We start from the raw sequence: 16,572 nt of genomic DNA on the forward strand, positions 1-16,572 counted from the left end.
CGTCGCCGTCACGCCCGCGCCTCGGCGTGCGCCTTGGAGACGGCGGCGATCCGGCGGTCCTCCGCCTCGCGGTCCAGCCGCGCGACCTCCGGGTCGCCGTCGAAGTCATCGACGGCGATCACTTCCGCCTGATCGACCACGGCCTCGAACTCGGCGACGAAGCCGCGCATCGCGGTCAGCACTTCGCGGGCCTTGGTGGGCGTGAGTGTGCCGGTGCTGGTGCCGTAGTGCAGCCACACGAGGGTGCGGCGGCCGTAGGCCTGTGACCGGTAGTTGTCCACGACGACCTGCGCGCCGAGGAAGGGCACCGTCGCGTTCTCGGCGGCGCTGCAGTTGTCGTCGATGTCGCGCAGCTCGGTTTCGAGCGGTGCGGTGGAGTGCCATCCGGGTTCGCCGTCGGCGCCGGCGTGGTCGAGCCCGCACTCGGGGTTGCAGCCGTACCGGGCCATCCATACGGGGCCGCGCTGGGCGGCGGTGAGCGGGTAGTCCTCGGGTTTCTGGGCCTGGCGCAGCTCGGCGGTCATGGCCTCGACGAACTGGGCGGCCAGTTCGGGCGTGTATCGCCCCGGCAGGGCGGACTGCATGGCCTCGGTGACAGCCGAGGGGAGGGCGGCTATGACTCTTTCGAGGCTCGCGGTCAAGACCCGGTCCGTCATCTCGTCGCCGGGGGACTTGCGCTGCTGTGCGTCCCACCGGCGGGCGAGGGTTGCGATTCTGTCGAGCTGCTTGTGCTGCTCGGCGACCTTGGCCAGCAGGTGGGCCGGGGTGACCACCTGAAGGTCACCCTGGTTTCCGTGGGTGCTGGCGACCAGCGTGGGCTGGCCGGTGTCGAGGTCGTGCATGATCTCGGCGGTGAGGCTGGCGGTGACGCTCTCCTCAGGCAGGCTGGACGTCGCCGTTGACGTCTGTGCGATGCTTTGCATAGAGCTGTTCCGATCTCTTCTTGCAGTGGAGTGCGGATTGCTCGACAGGCGCCGCCGGCTGGACTCCGGCGGCGTCGTCGTTTTCAGGCGGCCGATCCCGACTGGACTTCGGGACCGGCGCCGTCGTGGCCGTCCGGCGTGATGTGCAGGACGCGCAGGAGGTCTTGCGTGATGACGCGGTAGGTCTTGCCGGCGCGGATCAGTGCGCACGGGAACTCGCCCTTCTGGGCGAGTTCGTATGCGGTGGTGCGGCCGAGACCGAAGGCGCGTCCGCCAGTGACGATGTCCACCGTGGCCGGGAGAGCCAGGAGGTCGTCGCGGGTGAGCGGGCTTGCCATGGGTTCCTCCGTGGAGCGGACGATCCGACATGGTTCGGAACCGCCCAGTAGCGTTCATGACTGCCGCGTAGTACGTTGACGTCGTGTCCCGTACTACGTTGCGCCAGACGCTACCAGAGAATCCGGGGAGTGTGTGATACGTGAGCCAAGATTTTCGTACCACGGTTGCGGCGGGTGGCGTGGTCCACCGGATGCCCCGGGTTCGCCGCGTCGATGAGGTCGAGCTCCTCGACGAGGAGTGGATCGGGTTCCGCGTCGACGGCTTGGCTGAATTGCCGGACGAGTTCTATCTCCGCGTCCTCAAGGACTACGACGGTGACTGCTCGATCGAGGAGATCGCAGACCTCATCCGTGCTTACGGGCAGCTATGCCTTGATGACTTCGCAGAGTGGGACGGGGGCTGGATGGGGAACTGGGAGCAGCGTTCCATCGCCATTGAGAAGCGGTTCGAATACAAGCAGAAGTACAAAGAGACCTTGTTGGTTCCTGACACCCTCCTGCACCTCTGGGAAGGGGCGCCGCATCTCGATTACTTGAGGTTCCTGCGCGATGGCTGGATCGTTGCCTCTGCCACAGGGGATCTCGCCGACTGGCACCGCCTGTTCGAGGGCTTGCCTTATGCCTTCGACTCTCTAGACAGGACCGTGAGGGACTGGGTGGACGGGCTCAATAAGGCTCTCGGAGTGGCGAGTCCGAGGATTGACCACCCACTAGCGGAAGAAGAAGGCGCCACCTTGTACGGAGCGGCTTGCTTGCAGCTGTACAACCACATCGTTGAGCAGGCGCAGTACAAGATCTGCGCCAACGAATCCTGCGGCCAGTTCTTCGTTCGCCAGCAGGGGCGGGCAGGCGGCACCCAGCGCAAGAGTGAGGGCGTTAAGTACTGCTCAAGCAAGTGCGCGAAGGCCCAGGCTCAGCGGGAGTTGCGGCGTCGCCGGTCGGAGCCTGCACCAGATCAAGTGATCTTGGATGCACAGCAGGAGGAAAGCCGGGCGATGACCCTGCTGGCTCTGGCTGACTCTCGTGAGGCTGCAGGGATGCCATCTCTCGGACAGGTGCTGAGGGATAAGCGCATCGAACTTCAGATCAACGACCGAGCTGTGCGCCGTCAAGCTGGTGTTGCCGCACCAGTGTTGGCGGCGATCGAGGCAGACGACTTCGATCGGTATGAAGGTCAAAGGGTGCACATGGCGCGCTGGGTTGAGAGTCTTGCCAAGCTATATGGCATGGATGCCAAGGAAGTCGTTGCCCGCTACAGGGCAGATGCTGTGCGCGCGATGGCTAGGTAGAAGGGGAAGGTGCATGCCTGCATCCCGCCGCGCTGGCGGCATCAGTAAGCGGTGTGAGTGCCGCGGCCCGGACGGGAAGCGGCTCGGCGCGAAGTGCCCGCAGCTGTCGAAGCGCTCGCACGGCGCCCACCAGCTCCGCCAGGAGCTCCCCGTAGACGCGGAAGGCGCACGCCGGACGTTCCGGCGCACCGGATACCCGGGCGTCAAGGACGCCCAGACTGACCTCGACCGCATCCGCGCCATCCTCGACCTGGCCGGCGACGACGAGGACGGCCAGCGCCGGGTCGGTGACTTGCTCGCCGAGCTGATGAAGACCCGCGGCCCGATCCCTGAGCCCGTCGAGGTGTCCCGCAAGCTGGGCGTCGGCGTCCCCCTCGACGGCAAGATGACCGTCGCCGACTGGCTCGACCACGTCATGGCCAACAAGAAGACGCGCACCACCACGAACCACGGCTACGCCAGCCACATCCGCGTCCACATCAAGCCTGCCCTCGGACACCTGCGCCTGGACCGCCTCGGTGTCGGCCACGTCCAGGACATGTTCAACGCGATCGACGACCGCAACGACCTCATCCGCGCCGAGAACGCAGCCCGCCGCGAGCAGGTCGCCCGCTGCAAGCGGGGCAAGCCCGGCGCACCGAAGGCCGGCGAGCGCGCCCGCCTGGCCGCCGAGCGGGAGAAGCTCGCGGAGATGCCGCCATTCCGACGCATCACTGGCCCGGCCACGAAGCAGGCGATCCGGCGCACGCTGCGCATGGCCCTGAACAAGGCGATCGCCGGGCAGCTCATCACCTTCAACGCGGCGCAGCATGTCGAGCTGGCGCCGGCCGCCAGACCGAAGGGCCTGCTGTGGACGGCGGAGCGGGTGGCGCGCTGGGAGGAGACCGGGGTGAAGCCGGGCCCGGTCATGGTGTGGACGCCTGCCCAGCTCGGCGCGTTCCTCGACGCAGCCGAAGGCGACAGGCTGTACGCCTTCTTCCACTTGATCGCCCATCATGGCCTGCGCCGCGGCGAGGGTGTCGGCCAGGGTTGGGACGACTTCTCCCCGGAGCGGAAGGAGATCCGGGTGTCCGCCGAGATCGTGGTCGACGGCTGGACGCCGATCGAGACCGCACCGAAGACCGACGGATCGGTGGGCGTCGTGAAGATCGACACGGAGACCGTGCGGGTTCTCCAGGAGCATCGCGTCCGGCAGCAGGAGGAACGGGCCGAGTGGAACAAGCGGGCTGCTGAGGAGCGGGCGGCAGGAAAGGGCACTGCGGACTGGGTGGACACCGGGAAGATGTTCACCGCCGAGGACGGGGCGTGGCTGCATCCGGACGTCGTATCGAAGGCGTTCCGCCGGATCGCGGACGGGGCCGGTCTGCCACCCATCAACCTGCGTGACCTACGGCACGGTGCGGCCGCTCTGGTGAAGGCGGGCGGCGGAGACATCCATGACGCGAAGGTGAAGCTGCGGCACGGGACGATTCAGCTGACGTCAGACACGTACATGGAGCTGTTCGAGGAGTACGAGGACGAGCTGACGGAGAAGGCGGCGGCCGCGGTGCCGAGGGCGCGGAAGCCGCGCGGCGGGGCCCCGGATCCGGGCGCTGTTCCGGAGCAGGGGCCTGGAGCGTCGCAGCCAGTTGCAGACGCGGATGATGATGCATCCACGGTGCCCGGCACTGACAACGGGGAGGGTGCGGCGTAGAGTTGAGGGGAACGACCGAGGCTCCGTCACCGCAGGTGGCGGGGCCTTTCTGCTCGCCCATTGCTCGCCCGAACGTCTCGGAATTAGCCGACACAGGGCAGCATGAAACGGCACAACGGAGGGGTATCCGCAGGCGGGTATCCCGCCGTGACCAGCACCTATCGGGGTTGTCCGTCACAGGGTGACACGGGACGGAATGGGGCGGTCCGAGGAGTCCCCAGACTTTTAATCCATTGGTTGTGGGTTCGAGTCCCACAGGGCCTACCGGTGCAGGAGAGGGTGCACCCCCCCTCTGACCTGCTGTGCAGCGCCCGGGTCGGCTTCGGTCGGCTCGGGCGCTGCCTCGTTTTCAGGCCGTGCGTGAGCGATGCGTGAGCGGATGTGTCTGTGGCCCCTGGGACGCGTCGGCCCGGGACGGGTGTGGGGCAGCGGGTGGCACCGGCGGAGGCCGGTGATGCGGTGGGCGCGCGGGTGGGTAGGGGTGCGGGTGTCGGCGTGAGGGTGGTGTGCCGGCGTCGCCGCGTCCGGTCGCTCGGGGGAGAGCATGACGACGAACTCATGGGAGTCGCTGCAACGGAAACTGGAGCCCAATCCTCAGCAGTTCATGGCCTGGCCGATCATGATCGGCGGCATGGGGGCCACCGCGCTCGGCGTCGCGTTCGTCGTGTTCAATCTGGGTCTGCTGTTCGGCGTCGACGGATTACCGGTCTCCTTCGAGGATCTGCGGAACGCGTCCAGCTGGCGTCTGATCCTCGGCATCGCGTGCCTGCACGCGTGCTGGTCGGTGATCAACCATGGGAACAACCTGTTCGGCGTGTACCGGCCGGCGGGATACAGCTGGTGTCTCAGCGGCGCGTTCGGCTTCGTCGTCGTCGCCCGCGACGTCGTCATGACGGCGATGGACCTCTCGACGACCGTCGCGGCGCTGCGCGACGCGCACACGGCGGCGGTGCTCTTCGGCGGGCTCCTGGCGGGGATGCTGCTGCTGCGACTGGGCAACCGCCGGTTCGCCCGTGCGCGCCGATACCTCGCCCCGGTCGTCCGCGAGCCGGAGGACCTGCGTGGTCTGGACTACGGCCTCTACCTCAGGACGTTCCGGCAGGACCGGGCGCTGTCCGGAGCCCAGCCGTTCACACCCGCCAAGCGCGCGGTGCGCAGCCTGTTCGTGGTCGAACTCACCGAGGAAGCCATGCTGGCCGACGCGCTGACGAGCGACATCGCCCCGATGGTGGCCGTCGGCCGCCCCGGCGAACCGGCCCCGCCCGTGGGCGCGCTGCGCGTCTATCTGCCGGGTGAGGACTGGCAATCGTACGTGCGGGGCTTCATCGAGGGGGCCGGGCATGTCGTGCTCGCGCTCGGCTGGGGCGAGGGCACGCTGTGGGAGCTGCGTGAGTCGATGCGCATCCTCCGACCGGAGCAGCTCATACTCGTCGTGCCGATGGACGAGGCCGAGTACGAACGTTTCCGGAAGGAGACGGCGAAGTCGCTGCCCGCCGCGCTGCCGGCCTATGCCGGGCAGAACGGGGTCCGTTCGGCGATCCGTGGCCTGATCACGTTCTCCGAGGACTGGAAGCCCACCTTCGTGCCCGTCCGCGCCTACTCGCCGTTCCACAACTCGCTGCGCATAGCCCTCTACTTCGCGGCCTGGCCCGCGCTCCGGCGGCTGGGCCACCCACCGCGCGGAGTGGCGCGCCTGGCGCCGAACGCGATCAAGTGACATTGCACTGTTAGGCGCCGGTCTGGTGGGGGTGGTGTGGCGCGGCGGACCGGGACGCGTGACTCTTAAGAGCCGTGCTCGGTGGGGGCTGTGGCGGCGCGGCGGACCTGGTTCGCCTCGTGGGCGATCGCCCAGGCGTCGGCGACCGGGCCCATGTGCCTGAGCTTGTCGGGGTTGGCGACCGAGCGGATCGCCCTGATCCGTCCGTCGACCAGGTCGAGCGCCATCGTGGTGAGGACCCTGCCGTCCCGGTCGCGCAGGACCGCGCCCGGCTGGCCGTTGACCTCGTGCGGCTCGAACGTCACGTCGATCCGGACCAGCAGGGGGAAGTACGAGGCGAGCAGCCGGGCCACCTTGTCGGCGCCGACGATGCTCCGGGCCACCTGCGGGGCCTTGCCGCCGCCGTCCCCGACCAGCTGCACGTCCGCCGCGAGCAGCGTGCGCAGACCGTCCACGTCGCCCTCCCGGAGGGCGTCGAAGAAGCGTGCCGCCAGTTCCTCCTGCTCCTGGCGGTCCGTCTCGAACCGGGGGCGGCCCGCCGCCATGTGCCGCCGGGCCCGCACCGCGAGCTGCCGGCACGCCGCCTCCGAGCGCCCCACGGCCGACGCGACCTCCGGGAAGCCGAAGTCGAACACCTCCCGCAGGACGAAGACCGCCCGCTCCAGCGGACTGAGCCGTTCGAGCAGCAGCAGGGCCGCCATCGACACCGAGTCGGCCAGCTCCGCCGCCCGCGCCGGGTCCTCATAGGGGTCGGTGAGCAGCGGCTCGGGCAGCCACTGCCCGACGTACGACTCACGCCGGAAGCGGGCCGAGCGCAGCACGTCGATGGAGATCCGGGTCACCGCCGCCGACAGATAGGCCCTGGGCGAGGCGGGCCGGGTCGCGGACGCCTCGTAGCGCAGCCAGGTCTCCTGCACGGCGTCCTCGGCCTCGCTGACGCTGCCGAGGATCCGGTAGGCGATCGAGAACAGCAGCGGCCGCAGCTCCTCGAATTCCTCGGTCCGGGTCATGCCGGCCTCTTCTGTCACACCAGCCTCCCCATGAACACCCGCATGGTTCCTCACCTTCCGCCTCCTTCGGCCGTCCGAAACCTGGGACGGGACAGCACGGCCGGTTGTGACATGGGACGAGGCAGCACGGCCCGCCTGTGACATGAGACGAGGCAGCACGGCCCGTTGTGACATGGGACGAGGCGGCAGGGGCCGACTGTGACATGGGACGGTCGGAAACCGTCGTGCGAACAAATTCATGTGAGATCGAACAGTCGCATGATAGAAAGAGGCTCATGGGTGTCGCCAATCGCCTCGATCTGACCCTGCGCCTGGTGCAGGGCGCCACCGGACGGGTCTCCGTGTCCGAGCTGGCGCAGCGGCTCGGTGTGTCCGAGATGACCGTGCGCCGGGACCTGGACGCGCTGGAGAAGCAGGGGCTGGTGCGCCGGGTGCACGGAGGCGCCGTCGCCGGGCGGGCGCGGGAGGAGGGCGGTGGGTTCGACGCCAGGGAGAGCTGGCAGGCCGCGACCAAGGACCGGCTCGGCGCGGCCGTCGCCGCCCTCGTCGAGCCGGGCACGCGCGTGCTGCTCGACGCCGGCACGACGACCGTGCACGTGGCCGAACACCTCGCCGAGCGAGGCCCGTTGACCGTCGCGGCGCTCAGCCTCCAGGCGGCGGCACGGCTGGCCGACCGGCCCGGGATCGAGCTGCTCGTCGTCGGCGGACGCTCACGGCCCGGGGAGCGGTCCCTCGTCGGGCCGCTGGCGCTGCGCACGGTGGAGTCCCTGGCCTTCGACCTGTTCGTGATGTCCATCGGAGGAGTGCACGCCGCGCACGGCTGGTCGGAGTTCTCCCTGGACGACGCGGCCGTCAAGCAGGCGGGCCTCGGCCAGGCCACCCGCGTCGTCGCCGTGGCCGACGCGACCAAGCTGGGCGTACGCGCCTTCAGTCAGGTCGCTCCGCTCGGCGCCGTGCACACCTTCGTCACCGACGCCGCGGCGGCCGACCCCGCCACCCATCCCGGCGGCCCGCAGACCCTGGACGCCCTGCGCGAGGCCGGCGTCGAGACGCTGCTCGTCTGAACCCCCGCGACGCTGCCTTTCGCAGGTGGATCACTGCAACCCCGCTTTTCCACGCACCCCGAGCCGAGGAGAGAGCCGTGTCCCGTCCACCCCTGATGATCCTCGTCGCCGGCCCGTACCGTTCGGGCACCGGCGACGACCCCGCCCGACTCGCCGCGAACGTACGGGCCATGAACGAGGCCGCGCTCGCCCTCTTCCGCGCCGGGCACCTGCCGGTCACCGGTGAGGCGCTCGCGCTGCCCCTGCTGGAGACGGCGGGCAGCACCGGCCCCGACGACCCGCTCTTCGAGGAGCTGTTCCATCCCGTCGCCGAGCGCCTTCTCGACCGTTGCGACGCTGTCCTGCGCATCGGCGGGCCCTCGCAGGGAGCCGACCGGATGGTCGCGCGGGCCCGCGCTCAGGGCAAGGACGTCTACTCCGCGCTCGCGGACGTCCCGGCCGGTGACCGGCGATGACGGACAACAGCACACCAGGGCCCCGTCCCGGTGACGGCGGCACATCACAGCCCCGCGCCGGCGAGGACGGCACACCACAGCCCCGCCCCGGCATCGACGTCCCCGACGCCCGCGGCCGTACCGGACTCGACCGTCAGGGGCGCGACCTGACCGGCAACCCCGGGGTCCGTATCCGCGACGTCGAGGTGCTCGCCTGCGACTGGTCCGTCCTGCGCCGCACCACGTTCGACTACCGGCACAGCGACGGCCACTGGAGCCGCGAGCGGCGCGAGACCTACGACCGGGGCGACGGCGCGACGATCCTGCTGTACGACCCGCGGCGGCGTACGGTCCTGCTGACCCGTCAGTTCCGGCTGCCCGCCTACGTCAACGGGCACCCTGACGGGATGTTGCTGGAGACCGCGGCCGGACTGCTGGACGGCGACGACCCGCAGGAGGCGATCCGCCGGGAGGCCGCGGAGGAGACGGGCCGCACGGTCCGCGAGGTCGAGCACGTCTTCGACGCCTATATGAGCCCGGGCTCCGTCACCGAACGCCTCAGCTTCTTCGCCGCCCCTTACGACGGCTCGGCCCCCGGCGCGGACAGGGCGGGCGTGGCCGAGGAGGGCGAGGACATCACAGTCGTCGAACTGCCCTTCACGGAAGCGCTCCAGCTGATCCGCACCGGCGGGATCGCCGACGCGAAGACCATCATGCTGCTCCAATGGGCCGCGCTCGACGGCCCCTTCCGGCACGGCTGACCAGAGAAATGTGAGGCGATGAGAGATGTGGCCACGGGTCGACGGCATGCGGTCGATGGAGCTCGGCACCCCGGACGAGATGCGCGTCCGGCTGAACTCCCTCGTCCTGTCCGGCAGGAAGACGGCCACCACGGGCCTGCTCGCGGAGTACGTGGAGGAGACGGAGGGCCTGGAGTACGTCGGTGAGCGCCTCGCACTCCTCGACGGCCACGGCCGGTCCGTCGCCGTTATTGAGGTCACCGGCGTGCGGCGGACCACCTTCGCCGGCGTGACCTGGGAGCACGCGGCGGCCGAGGGGGAGGGCGACGCCGACCTGGAGGAGTGGCGCGCGGGCCACCGGCGGTTCTGGAGCACCGAGGGCACGCCGGTGGAGGACGCCACGCCCGTGGTGTGCGTGGCGTTCAAGGTGGTGGAGAAGAAGGCCTGAGGGCGGGCGGCCGTCAGCCCACGCCGAGCCCCGTGAGGTCTCCCAGCGGCAGTGTGTGCTGCGTCTGGAGGACCTTCGCCCGCAGGTAGCGCACGTTGTGCGGGGTGGTGAAGACGCCCGTCGGCACCCGGTTCTGGACGTCGATGCCCAGCGAGCGCAGCTGCTCGGCCTTGTCGGGGTTGTTGGACAGCAGGTCCAGGCCGGTGACGCCGAGGGCGCGCAGCATCTGGGCCGCGGCCGTGTAGTCCCGGTCGTCCTCGGGCAGGCCGAGGGCGGCGTTCGCCTCGTAGGTGTCCAGGCCCTGGTCCTGGAGGGCGTAGGCGTCGAGCTTGTTGTAGAGGCCGATACCGCGGCCCTCCTGGCGGAGGTAGAGCAGCACGCCGCCGCGGTCGGCGATGCGCTCGACCGCCTCACGCAGCTGGGGCCCGCAGTCGCAGCGGGCGGAGCCGAAGACGTCGCCGGTCAGGCACTCGGAGTGCAGCCGGACCAGGGGGGCGGTGCCGGGAGCCGGGTCACCGAGGACGACGGCGACATGCTCCTGGCCGTCGGCCAGGCCGTGGAAGGTGACCAGTTCGGCGTCGACGGAGTAGCCGTCGTGGAAGCGCAGCGGTACCCGGACGCGGGCACGCTGGGTGGCGGCGATGGTGTCGGGCATGCGGGTTCTCCGGTCCGTGGGCGTCTGCTTCAAATCTGAAGCAGGTCTACGAGGCGAGACCTTACCCCATGCTTGAATTTTGAAGCAACAGGGTTGTGGCGCGGCTCACGGACTCGAAGGGCTCCCTGTGAGGACAAAACGGCACATGGCCCCCGCGGCCCATGGGGCTCGGCCCCTTGACCCCCGCGGCCCATGCGGCTCGGGCCCTTGGCCCCCGCGGCCCATGGGGCCGAGCCGCGCCTCATGGCGACGAGGAACACGACGGCGACGACCGCCGCAGCCATGGCACGGTCTCCGGCCCGGCGCCCGCCTCCTCCCCCTGGAAACCCCGCACCACACTCGTGCAGATCTCCTCCAGCTGGCCCACCTGCTCCGGCGTGAGCCGGTCGAAGAGGGTGGCGCGGACCGTCTCGACATGGCCGGGCGCCGTCCGCTCCAGCACCGCCATGCCCTCGTCCGTCAGCACCGCGACGCTCCCGCGCCGGTCCCAGCGGCAGTCCTCGCGCCGCACCAGCCCGTCCTTCTCCAGCCGGGTGACCGCGTACGTCAGCCGGCTGCGGGTTATCGTCAGCCGCTCGGCGAGATCGGTCATACGCAGGCGCCGCTCCGGCACCTCGGAGAGATTGGCCAGGATGGAGTAGTAGAGGTGCGGCATGCCGGCCTGCTGCTGGAGCTGCCGGTCGAGCGCGTCCTCCAGCAGGCCGGCGGCGGCCACGTACGCGCGCCAGGCGCGCTGCTCTTCGGGAGTGAGCCAGCGGGTCGTCATACGACCAGTGTAGGTTTGCTTCAAACTTGAACCAAGACCCTGGCGTCCCCAGCCCGCCCCGTCACACGGAGAGACCGCGCCGATGCCGTACCCGTACGTTCTGCTGTCCGCCGCCGTCTCCCTCGACGGTTACCTCGACGACACCGGCCCCGAGCGCCTGCTGCTCTCCAGCCCCGCCGACTTCGACCGGGTCGACGAAGTACGGGCCTCCGTGGACGCCATCCTGGTCGGCGCCGGCACGATCCGCGCCGACAACCCCCGCCTGCTGGTCAACTCGGCCGAGCGACGGGCCGCCCGGGTCGCCTCCGGACGGCCGGAATACCCGCTCAAGGTCACGGTGAGCGCCTCGGGCGAGCTGGACCCGGCGGCGAAGTTCTGGCACACCGGCGGCGACAAGGTGCTCTACACCACGGACCGGGGCGCCGAGCGGGCCCGCTCCCTGGAACTGCCGGCCGACATCGTCCCCCTCGGCCCCGACCTCCGCTGGCGGACCCTCCTGGGTCACCTCCACGACGTGCGGTGCGTACGGCGGCTCATGGTCGAGGGCGGCGGGACCGTCCACACCCAGCTGCTCCAGGAGGGCCTCGCCGACGAACTCCAGCTGGTCCTGGCCCCCCTCTTCGTGGGCGACCCGGACGCGCCCCGGCTCTTCGGGCCGGGCGGCTACCAGGGCGGCCGGCTGCGGCTCCTCGACACGCGCCGCATCGAGGACGTCGTCCTCATGCGCTACGAGCCCACCGCGCCTGGCGCCGCAGGCGTCGCGTCCGCCGCCGACCGGCACTGGCTGGCCCTCGCCTGCGAGCTCGCCGCCGCCTGCCCGCCGTCGCGGACCGCCTTCAGCGTCGGCGCGGTGGTGGTGGCCGCCGACGGGACGGAACTGGCGCGCGGCCACTCCCGCGAGGCCGGTGACCCCCTCGTGCACGCCGAGGAGTCGGCCCTCGCCAAGATCGACCCCGCCGACCCCCGCCTGGCCACGGCCACCGTGTACAGCAGCCTGGAGCCCTGCGCCCGCCGTTCCTCCCGGCCCGCCCCCTGCGCCCGGCTCATCCTGGAGGCGGGCGTGCGCCGCGTGGTGACGGCCTGGCGCGAGCCCGACACCTTCGTGTCCGCGGCCGACGGCACCGGACTGCTGACGGCCGCCGGTGTCGACGTCGTGGTCCTCACGGAGTACGAGGACCGCGCCAAGGAGCCGAACGCCCACCTGCTGTAGGGGGCCCGTACGGGCGCCCGGGGCCGGTTCGAATAACCGTTGTGCTTCCCGTCCCGCGCATGGCGTACACTGGTGTCATACCGACGCGGGGTGGAGCAGCTCGGTAGCTCGCTGGGCTCATAACCCAGAGGTCGCAGGTTCAAATCCTGTCCCCGCTACTGAAGGCCGAGGGCCGGAATCCGATACAGGGTTCCGGCCCTCGGTGTGTTCCCTCCTCCTCCGTCGCTGTCACGCTTCGTGTCCGCGTGGGTGCCCAGCGCATAACAACTGAGTCACCATCACCACCGCTCCCGGGGCGGGACGCCTCCCGCGGGAGGTCAACTCGCCCGTTTTTCACCACTGCTGGGTCGAAAGTCCAGGCCAAAAAGTTGTTGATCAAGAGGAACAGCTTGGAAACATGCCCCCGGGTCTATTAACGTTCGATAACGCAGCGCGGTCGTCCCAGCCGTCACAAGAGGCGGCTCCGTGCGCACGCGCCGAATCCCGTAAGGGAACCGGGGAACCACCACCTTGGGGTGAATCACGCGGAAGCCGCCGTGAAGCAACGGCCGGTATACGCGCGTAGGAGACCTTCCCGCTCCGAACCCGTCAGCTAACCCGGTAGGCGACGGAAGGAAAGGAGTACGCCCGCGTGGCGTCCAACCGGCCTGCCCCAGAAGCCCCCATCGCGCCCAGCCACACCTTCGGCTACGGCGACTACCGCACCGACGAGGGCCCCTGGGAGGAGTGGAACCCCACCGCGGAGTCCATTCGCCCGGTACGCGGTCGGCACCGCGTCGCCAAGCAGCGCGGCGGACTCGCCCGCAGCTCCACCGTCCTCGGCGTCGGCGTCATAGCCGCCGTCGGCGCGGGCGGCATGGCCAGCGCCAACACCGGCAAGCCGCCGGTCTCCATCTCCATGCCGGACCTCCCCAACGTGGGTTCCCTCATCTCGGACGACGACACCCCCGAGGAGACGGCACCGGCCCTCAGCAGCTTCGGCGCCGCGGTCGCCGTGGAGGACAGCTCCGAGAGCGCCGCCGACGCCGGCGAGGCGCTGCGCAACCGGATCATGGCGCAGGCCGAGTCGCAGCAGACCCAGGTCGAGATCAAGGCCCAGGCCGCCGCCGAAGCCGCCGCCGCCAAGGCCGAGGCCGACGCGGCCGCCAAGGCCAAGCAGGAAGCGGAGGCCGAGGCCGCCGCCGCGAAGAAGAAGGCCGCCGAGGAAGCCGCGAAGAAGGCCGAGGCCGAGCGCCTCGCCCAACTCGCCAAGCAGTACACGCTGCCGACGTCCTCGTACACCCTCACCTCGACCTTCGGTCAGGCCGGCCCCTACTGGTCCTCCGGGTACCACACCGGCCTCGACTTCGCCGCCCCCACCGGCACCCTGATCAAGGCCGTCCACAGCGGCACGATCACCTCCGCCGGGTGGGACGGGTCGTACGGGTACAAGACCGTGCTCACCCTCGACGACGGCACTGAGATCTGGTACGCCCACCAGTCCTCCATCAGCGTCAGCGTCGGCCAGAAGGTCGGCACCGGCGAGGTCATCGGCCGCGTCGGCGCCACCGGCAACGTCACCGGCGCCCACCTCCACCTGGAGGTGCACACGGGCAGCGGCGCCGGCATCGACCCGGCGGCCTGGCTGCGCGACAAGGGACTCAGCCTCTGAGGTCCACCCCAGGACCCGACCCTGAGGTGTCCCTGCCTCTTGAGTCTTCCGGGGACCGGTGAGGTGGTTCCCCGGATGTTTACGAACCGTTGGCCGGAGGCGTGGAATTCCCGCCTCCGGCCACGGCGTTGACGTGAAGCATGACTTCTCTGCGCAAGCTCGGTTCCTCAGACCTCGAGGTCTTCCCGCTCGCCCTCGGCGGCAACGTCTTCGGCTGGACCGCCGACGAGGCGGCCTCCTTCGCCGTCCTGGACGCCTACACCGCCGCCGGAGGCAACTTCGTCGACACCGCCGACTCCTACTCGGCGTGGGTCGAGGGCAACAGCGGCGGTGAGTCGGAGACGCTCATCGGCAAGTGGGTGAAGGCCCGCGGCAACCGCGACGAGGTCGTGATCGCCACCAAGGTCAGCCAGCACCCCGACTTCCAGGGCCTGACCGCCGCCAACATCAAGGCCGCCGCCGACGCCTCCCTGCGCCGCCTCGACACCGACCACATCGACCTCTACTACACCCACTTCGACAAGCCCGAGGTGCCCGTCGAGGAGATCATCGGCGCCCTCGACGAGCTGGTCCGGGCGGGCAAGGTGCGGCACATCGCCGCCTCCAACATCTCGCCCGAACGCCTGCGCGCCTCCCTGGAGCTCTCCGACCGCGAGGGCCTCGCCCGGTACGTGGCCCTCCAGCCGCACTACAACCTCGTCTCCCGCGACACCTACGAGGGCGACCTCCAGGGAGTCGTCGCCGGTTCCGGCCTCGCCGCCGTCCCCTACTTCGCGCTCGCGTCCGGCTTCCTCACCGGCAAGTACCGTCCCGGTACGACGGTGGAGAGCGCGCGGGCCCAGGGCGCCGCCCAGCACCTCGCCACCGAGCGGGGCCAGAAGGTCCTCACCGCCCTGGACGAGATCGCCCGGGCCCATGACGCCGAGGTCGCCACGGTCGCCCTGGCCTGGCTCGCCGCCCAGCCCACGGTCGCCGCCCCCATCGCCTCGGCCCGCACGGTCGAGCAACTGCCCGCCCTGCTGGCGGTGGCCGAGCTGGAACTGACGGAAGCCGAAGTCGCACGGCTGACGGAGGCTTCGGCGTAGTGGGGAGTCCCCTGGCGTAGTTGAGGCGAGTCCCTACACCTGGTAGTGGTCGTACCCGGAGTACCCGGGCTGTGGGTGCGGTCCTACTTGGGGCCCGGGCTGGGGGTGCGGTCCCACCTGGGGGCCGGGCTGGGGGTGCAATCCCCCCGGAGCCCCGGGCTGGGGGTGCGGTCCCACCTGAGGCCCCGTCTGCGGGTACGGCCGTACCGGATACCCGGCAGCCGGCCCGGCCCCGGGCCCCTGTCCGTACCCGTACCCGTACCCGTACATCCCGGGGACCGGCCACGGCGGCGCGAACACCGGTATCGGGGGAGCCGTCATCCGGGCCGCGTGGTCCAGCGCGGGCCGTGCGACGTCCTTGCGCCGCCACAGCTCGTTCAGCAACTCCCGTTCCCGTACGACGAAGTCGGCCTCGGACCGGCCGCGCCGACCGCGATGGCGCAGGAACGCCAGGGACGTCGCGTACGCCTCGTACTGCGCCACCTCCCGCGCGGCCGGCTTGCCCAGATGGCGGCGGGCGTGGTCACGGGCCAGCCGGCGCGCCCGCATCGAGCCCAGCGCGTACGGCTCGGCCGGGCTGAGCCATCCGGCGGCCGTGTACACGGGCAGTTCCTCGCGCACGGTGCGCAGCTCCCGCTGACGCGTCCACACCACAAGCCAGGTCAGCACCGCGAACGCGGGCACCATGATCGCGAGGTACACCGCGAGGAAGCCCCACTCGCCGAAGGTCGCCGAGCCGTTCCACAGGGCGTGCATGGCCATCGCGAGCAGCAGGCCCGCCAGGGGGAGCAGCACCCGCCGCACCCGCTGCCGGTCCGTGGACAGCGCGGCGATGCCGAAGCCGAGCCCGGTCAGGACGGTGAACAGGGGGTGCGCGAACGGGGACATGATGATGCGCACGAAGAACGTGGCGGCGGTGACGGAGGCGATGCCACTGTCGCCGGTGAGCTGGTCGGTGCCGAAGGCGGTGCCCAGGTAGAGGATGTTCTCGGTGAACGCGAAACCGGTGGCGGTGAGACCGGCGATCACCACCCCGTCGACGATGCCGGTGAAGTCCCGCCTGCGGAAGAGGAAGACGAGCAGGACCGCGGCGGCCTTGGCGGACTCCTCCACCACCGGGGCTATCACGGTCGCCCCGAGGGTGTCCGCGCTGGACGGGTCGGCGGTAGCCGTCGCGATCCACCGGGTCGCGAAACTGTTGGCGACGATGGCGATCAGCGCCGCCGCGCACGCCCCCCAGGCGAAGGCGAAGAGCAGGTTCCGCCAGGGGCCCGGCTCGACCCGGTCCAGCCACCGGAAGGCGGCTATGAGCAGCGGCACGGGCAGTACCGCGAGGCCCAGACCGACCAAGAACCCTTGTGTCCCGGTCTGTTCGCGCACGAGCGCGAGGATGACCAGACCGGACAGTGCCAGCAGGGTGATCAGGGCGCCGTAGCGCACCCACTTGTGCTGCCACCAGTGCGCGTGCCGGAGCACACCGCCCTCGGCTGCGCCGCCTGGCTGCGGCGGATACGGCGGACAGGGGGGACTGATGGCCACGGTATCGACC

Annotated in this window: 16 protein-coding genes, 1 tRNA gene and 1 riboswitch; of the genes, 11 read left to right on the forward strand and 6 right to left on the reverse strand. The window is 70.5% G+C overall.

The window, feature by feature from the left end; translation table 11 throughout:
* Positions 1-8 precede the first annotated feature (8 nt).
* Positions 9-923, reverse strand: coding sequence for a hypothetical protein (locus tag ALMP_RS34900; protein WP_264935767.1), 915 nt, complete (start codon positions 921-923; stop codon positions 9-11).
* Positions 924-1,006: 83 nt separating this feature from the next.
* Positions 1,007-1,261: a helix-turn-helix domain-containing protein gene (locus ALMP_RS34905; protein WP_264935768.1), complete on the reverse strand. Its 255-nt coding sequence runs from the start codon at positions 1,259-1,261 to the stop codon at positions 1,007-1,009.
* 140 nt (positions 1,262-1,401) lie between these two features.
* On the opposite strand from ALMP_RS34905, the gene ALMP_RS34910 reads away from it, so the two are divergent.
* The 3 genes from ALMP_RS34910 to ALMP_RS34920 all read left to right on the forward strand — a co-directional run bounded on the left by ALMP_RS34910 (position 1,402) and on the right by ALMP_RS34920 (position 5,960).
* Complete coding sequence (locus ALMP_RS34910) at positions 1,402-2,550, forward strand: RodZ family helix-turn-helix domain-containing protein (RefSeq protein WP_264935769.1); 1,149 nt, start codon at positions 1,402-1,404, stop codon at positions 2,548-2,550.
* 13 nt (positions 2,551-2,563) lie between these two features.
* Positions 2,564-4,243: a site-specific integrase gene (locus tag ALMP_RS34915; protein ID WP_264935792.1), complete on the forward strand. Its 1,680-nt coding sequence runs from the start codon at positions 2,564-2,566 to the stop codon at positions 4,241-4,243.
* 544 nt (positions 4,244-4,787) lie between these two features.
* Complete coding sequence (locus ALMP_RS34920) at positions 4,788-5,960, forward strand: hypothetical protein (protein WP_264935771.1); 1,173 nt, start codon at positions 4,788-4,790, stop codon at positions 5,958-5,960.
* A 65-nt stretch (positions 5,961-6,025) separates the two neighbouring features.
* Here ALMP_RS34920 and ALMP_RS34925 read toward each other — a convergent pair whose 3' ends face one another.
* Entirely contained in the window at positions 6,026-6,970 is a 945-nt protein-coding gene (locus ALMP_RS34925; RefSeq protein ID WP_264935772.1) for an RNA polymerase sigma-70 factor, read from the reverse strand.
* A gap of 275 nt (positions 6,971-7,245) precedes the next feature.
* Between ALMP_RS34925 and ALMP_RS34930 the strand changes: the two genes are divergently transcribed.
* From ALMP_RS34930 to ALMP_RS34945, 4 genes are all read left to right on the forward strand, one after another.
* Positions 7,246-8,034, forward strand: a complete 789-nt coding sequence (locus ALMP_RS34930) for a DeoR/GlpR family DNA-binding transcription regulator (RefSeq protein ID WP_264935774.1) — start codon at positions 7,246-7,248, stop codon at positions 8,032-8,034.
* 95 nt (positions 8,035-8,129) lie between these two features.
* Entirely contained in the window at positions 8,130-8,489 is a 360-nt protein-coding gene (locus ALMP_RS34935; protein WP_264935793.1) for a DUF4406 domain-containing protein, read from the forward strand.
* Complete coding sequence (locus ALMP_RS34940) at positions 8,486-9,229, forward strand: NUDIX domain-containing protein (protein ID WP_264935775.1); 744 nt, start codon at positions 8,486-8,488, stop codon at positions 9,227-9,229. Before ALMP_RS34935 ends, ALMP_RS34940 begins: the two co-directional genes overlap by 4 nt.
* A gap of 25 nt (positions 9,230-9,254) precedes the next feature.
* Complete coding sequence (locus tag ALMP_RS34945; RefSeq protein WP_264935776.1) at positions 9,255-9,656, forward strand: ASCH domain-containing protein; 402 nt, start codon at positions 9,255-9,257, stop codon at positions 9,654-9,656.
* 13 nt (positions 9,657-9,669) lie between these two features.
* On the opposite strand, the gene ribA is transcribed toward ALMP_RS34945, so the two are convergent.
* Both ribA and ALMP_RS34955 read right to left on the reverse strand, forming a co-directional pair.
* Complete coding sequence (ribA, locus tag ALMP_RS34950) at positions 9,670-10,311, reverse strand: GTP cyclohydrolase II (RefSeq protein ID WP_264935777.1); 642 nt, start codon at positions 10,309-10,311, stop codon at positions 9,670-9,672.
* 241 nt (positions 10,312-10,552) lie between these two features.
* The gene (locus ALMP_RS34955; RefSeq protein ID WP_264935778.1) at positions 10,553-11,077 is read right to left on the reverse strand and encodes a MarR family winged helix-turn-helix transcriptional regulator; all 525 of its coding nucleotides are present in this window, start codon (positions 11,075-11,077) and stop codon (positions 10,553-10,555) included.
* 82 nt (positions 11,078-11,159) lie between these two features.
* On the opposite strand from ALMP_RS34955, the gene ALMP_RS34960 reads away from it, so the two are divergent.
* From ALMP_RS34960 to ALMP_RS34975, 4 genes are all read left to right on the forward strand, one after another.
* Entirely contained in the window at positions 11,160-12,287 is a 1,128-nt protein-coding gene (locus ALMP_RS34960; RefSeq protein ID WP_264935779.1) for a dihydrofolate reductase family protein, read from the forward strand.
* Positions 12,288-12,371: 84 nt separating this feature from the next.
* Positions 12,372-12,445 (forward strand) — tRNA-Met (locus ALMP_RS34965).
* A gap of 306 nt (positions 12,446-12,751) precedes the next feature.
* Positions 12,752-12,911: riboswitch (cyclic di-AMP (ydaO/yuaA leader) on the forward strand.
* A 7-nt stretch (positions 12,912-12,918) separates the two neighbouring features.
* The gene (locus ALMP_RS34970) at positions 12,919-13,938 is read left to right on the forward strand and encodes a M23 family metallopeptidase (RefSeq protein ID WP_264935781.1); all 1,020 of its coding nucleotides are present in this window, start codon (positions 12,919-12,921) and stop codon (positions 13,936-13,938) included.
* A gap of 140 nt (positions 13,939-14,078) precedes the next feature.
* The gene (locus tag ALMP_RS34975; RefSeq protein WP_264935782.1) at positions 14,079-15,023 is read left to right on the forward strand and encodes an aldo/keto reductase; all 945 of its coding nucleotides are present in this window, start codon (positions 14,079-14,081) and stop codon (positions 15,021-15,023) included.
* Between the two features lie 33 nt (positions 15,024-15,056).
* On the opposite strand, the gene ALMP_RS34980 is transcribed toward ALMP_RS34975, so the two are convergent.
* The gene (locus ALMP_RS34980; RefSeq protein WP_375803575.1) at positions 15,057-16,562 is read right to left on the reverse strand and encodes a PrsW family glutamic-type intramembrane protease; all 1,506 of its coding nucleotides are present in this window, start codon (positions 16,560-16,562) and stop codon (positions 15,057-15,059) included.
* Positions 16,563-16,572: the final 10 nt, after the last annotated feature.

The organism is Streptomyces sp. A012304 (assembly GCF_026008495.1).
Classification (GTDB): domain Bacteria; phylum Actinomycetota; class Actinomycetes; order Streptomycetales; family Streptomycetaceae; genus Streptomyces.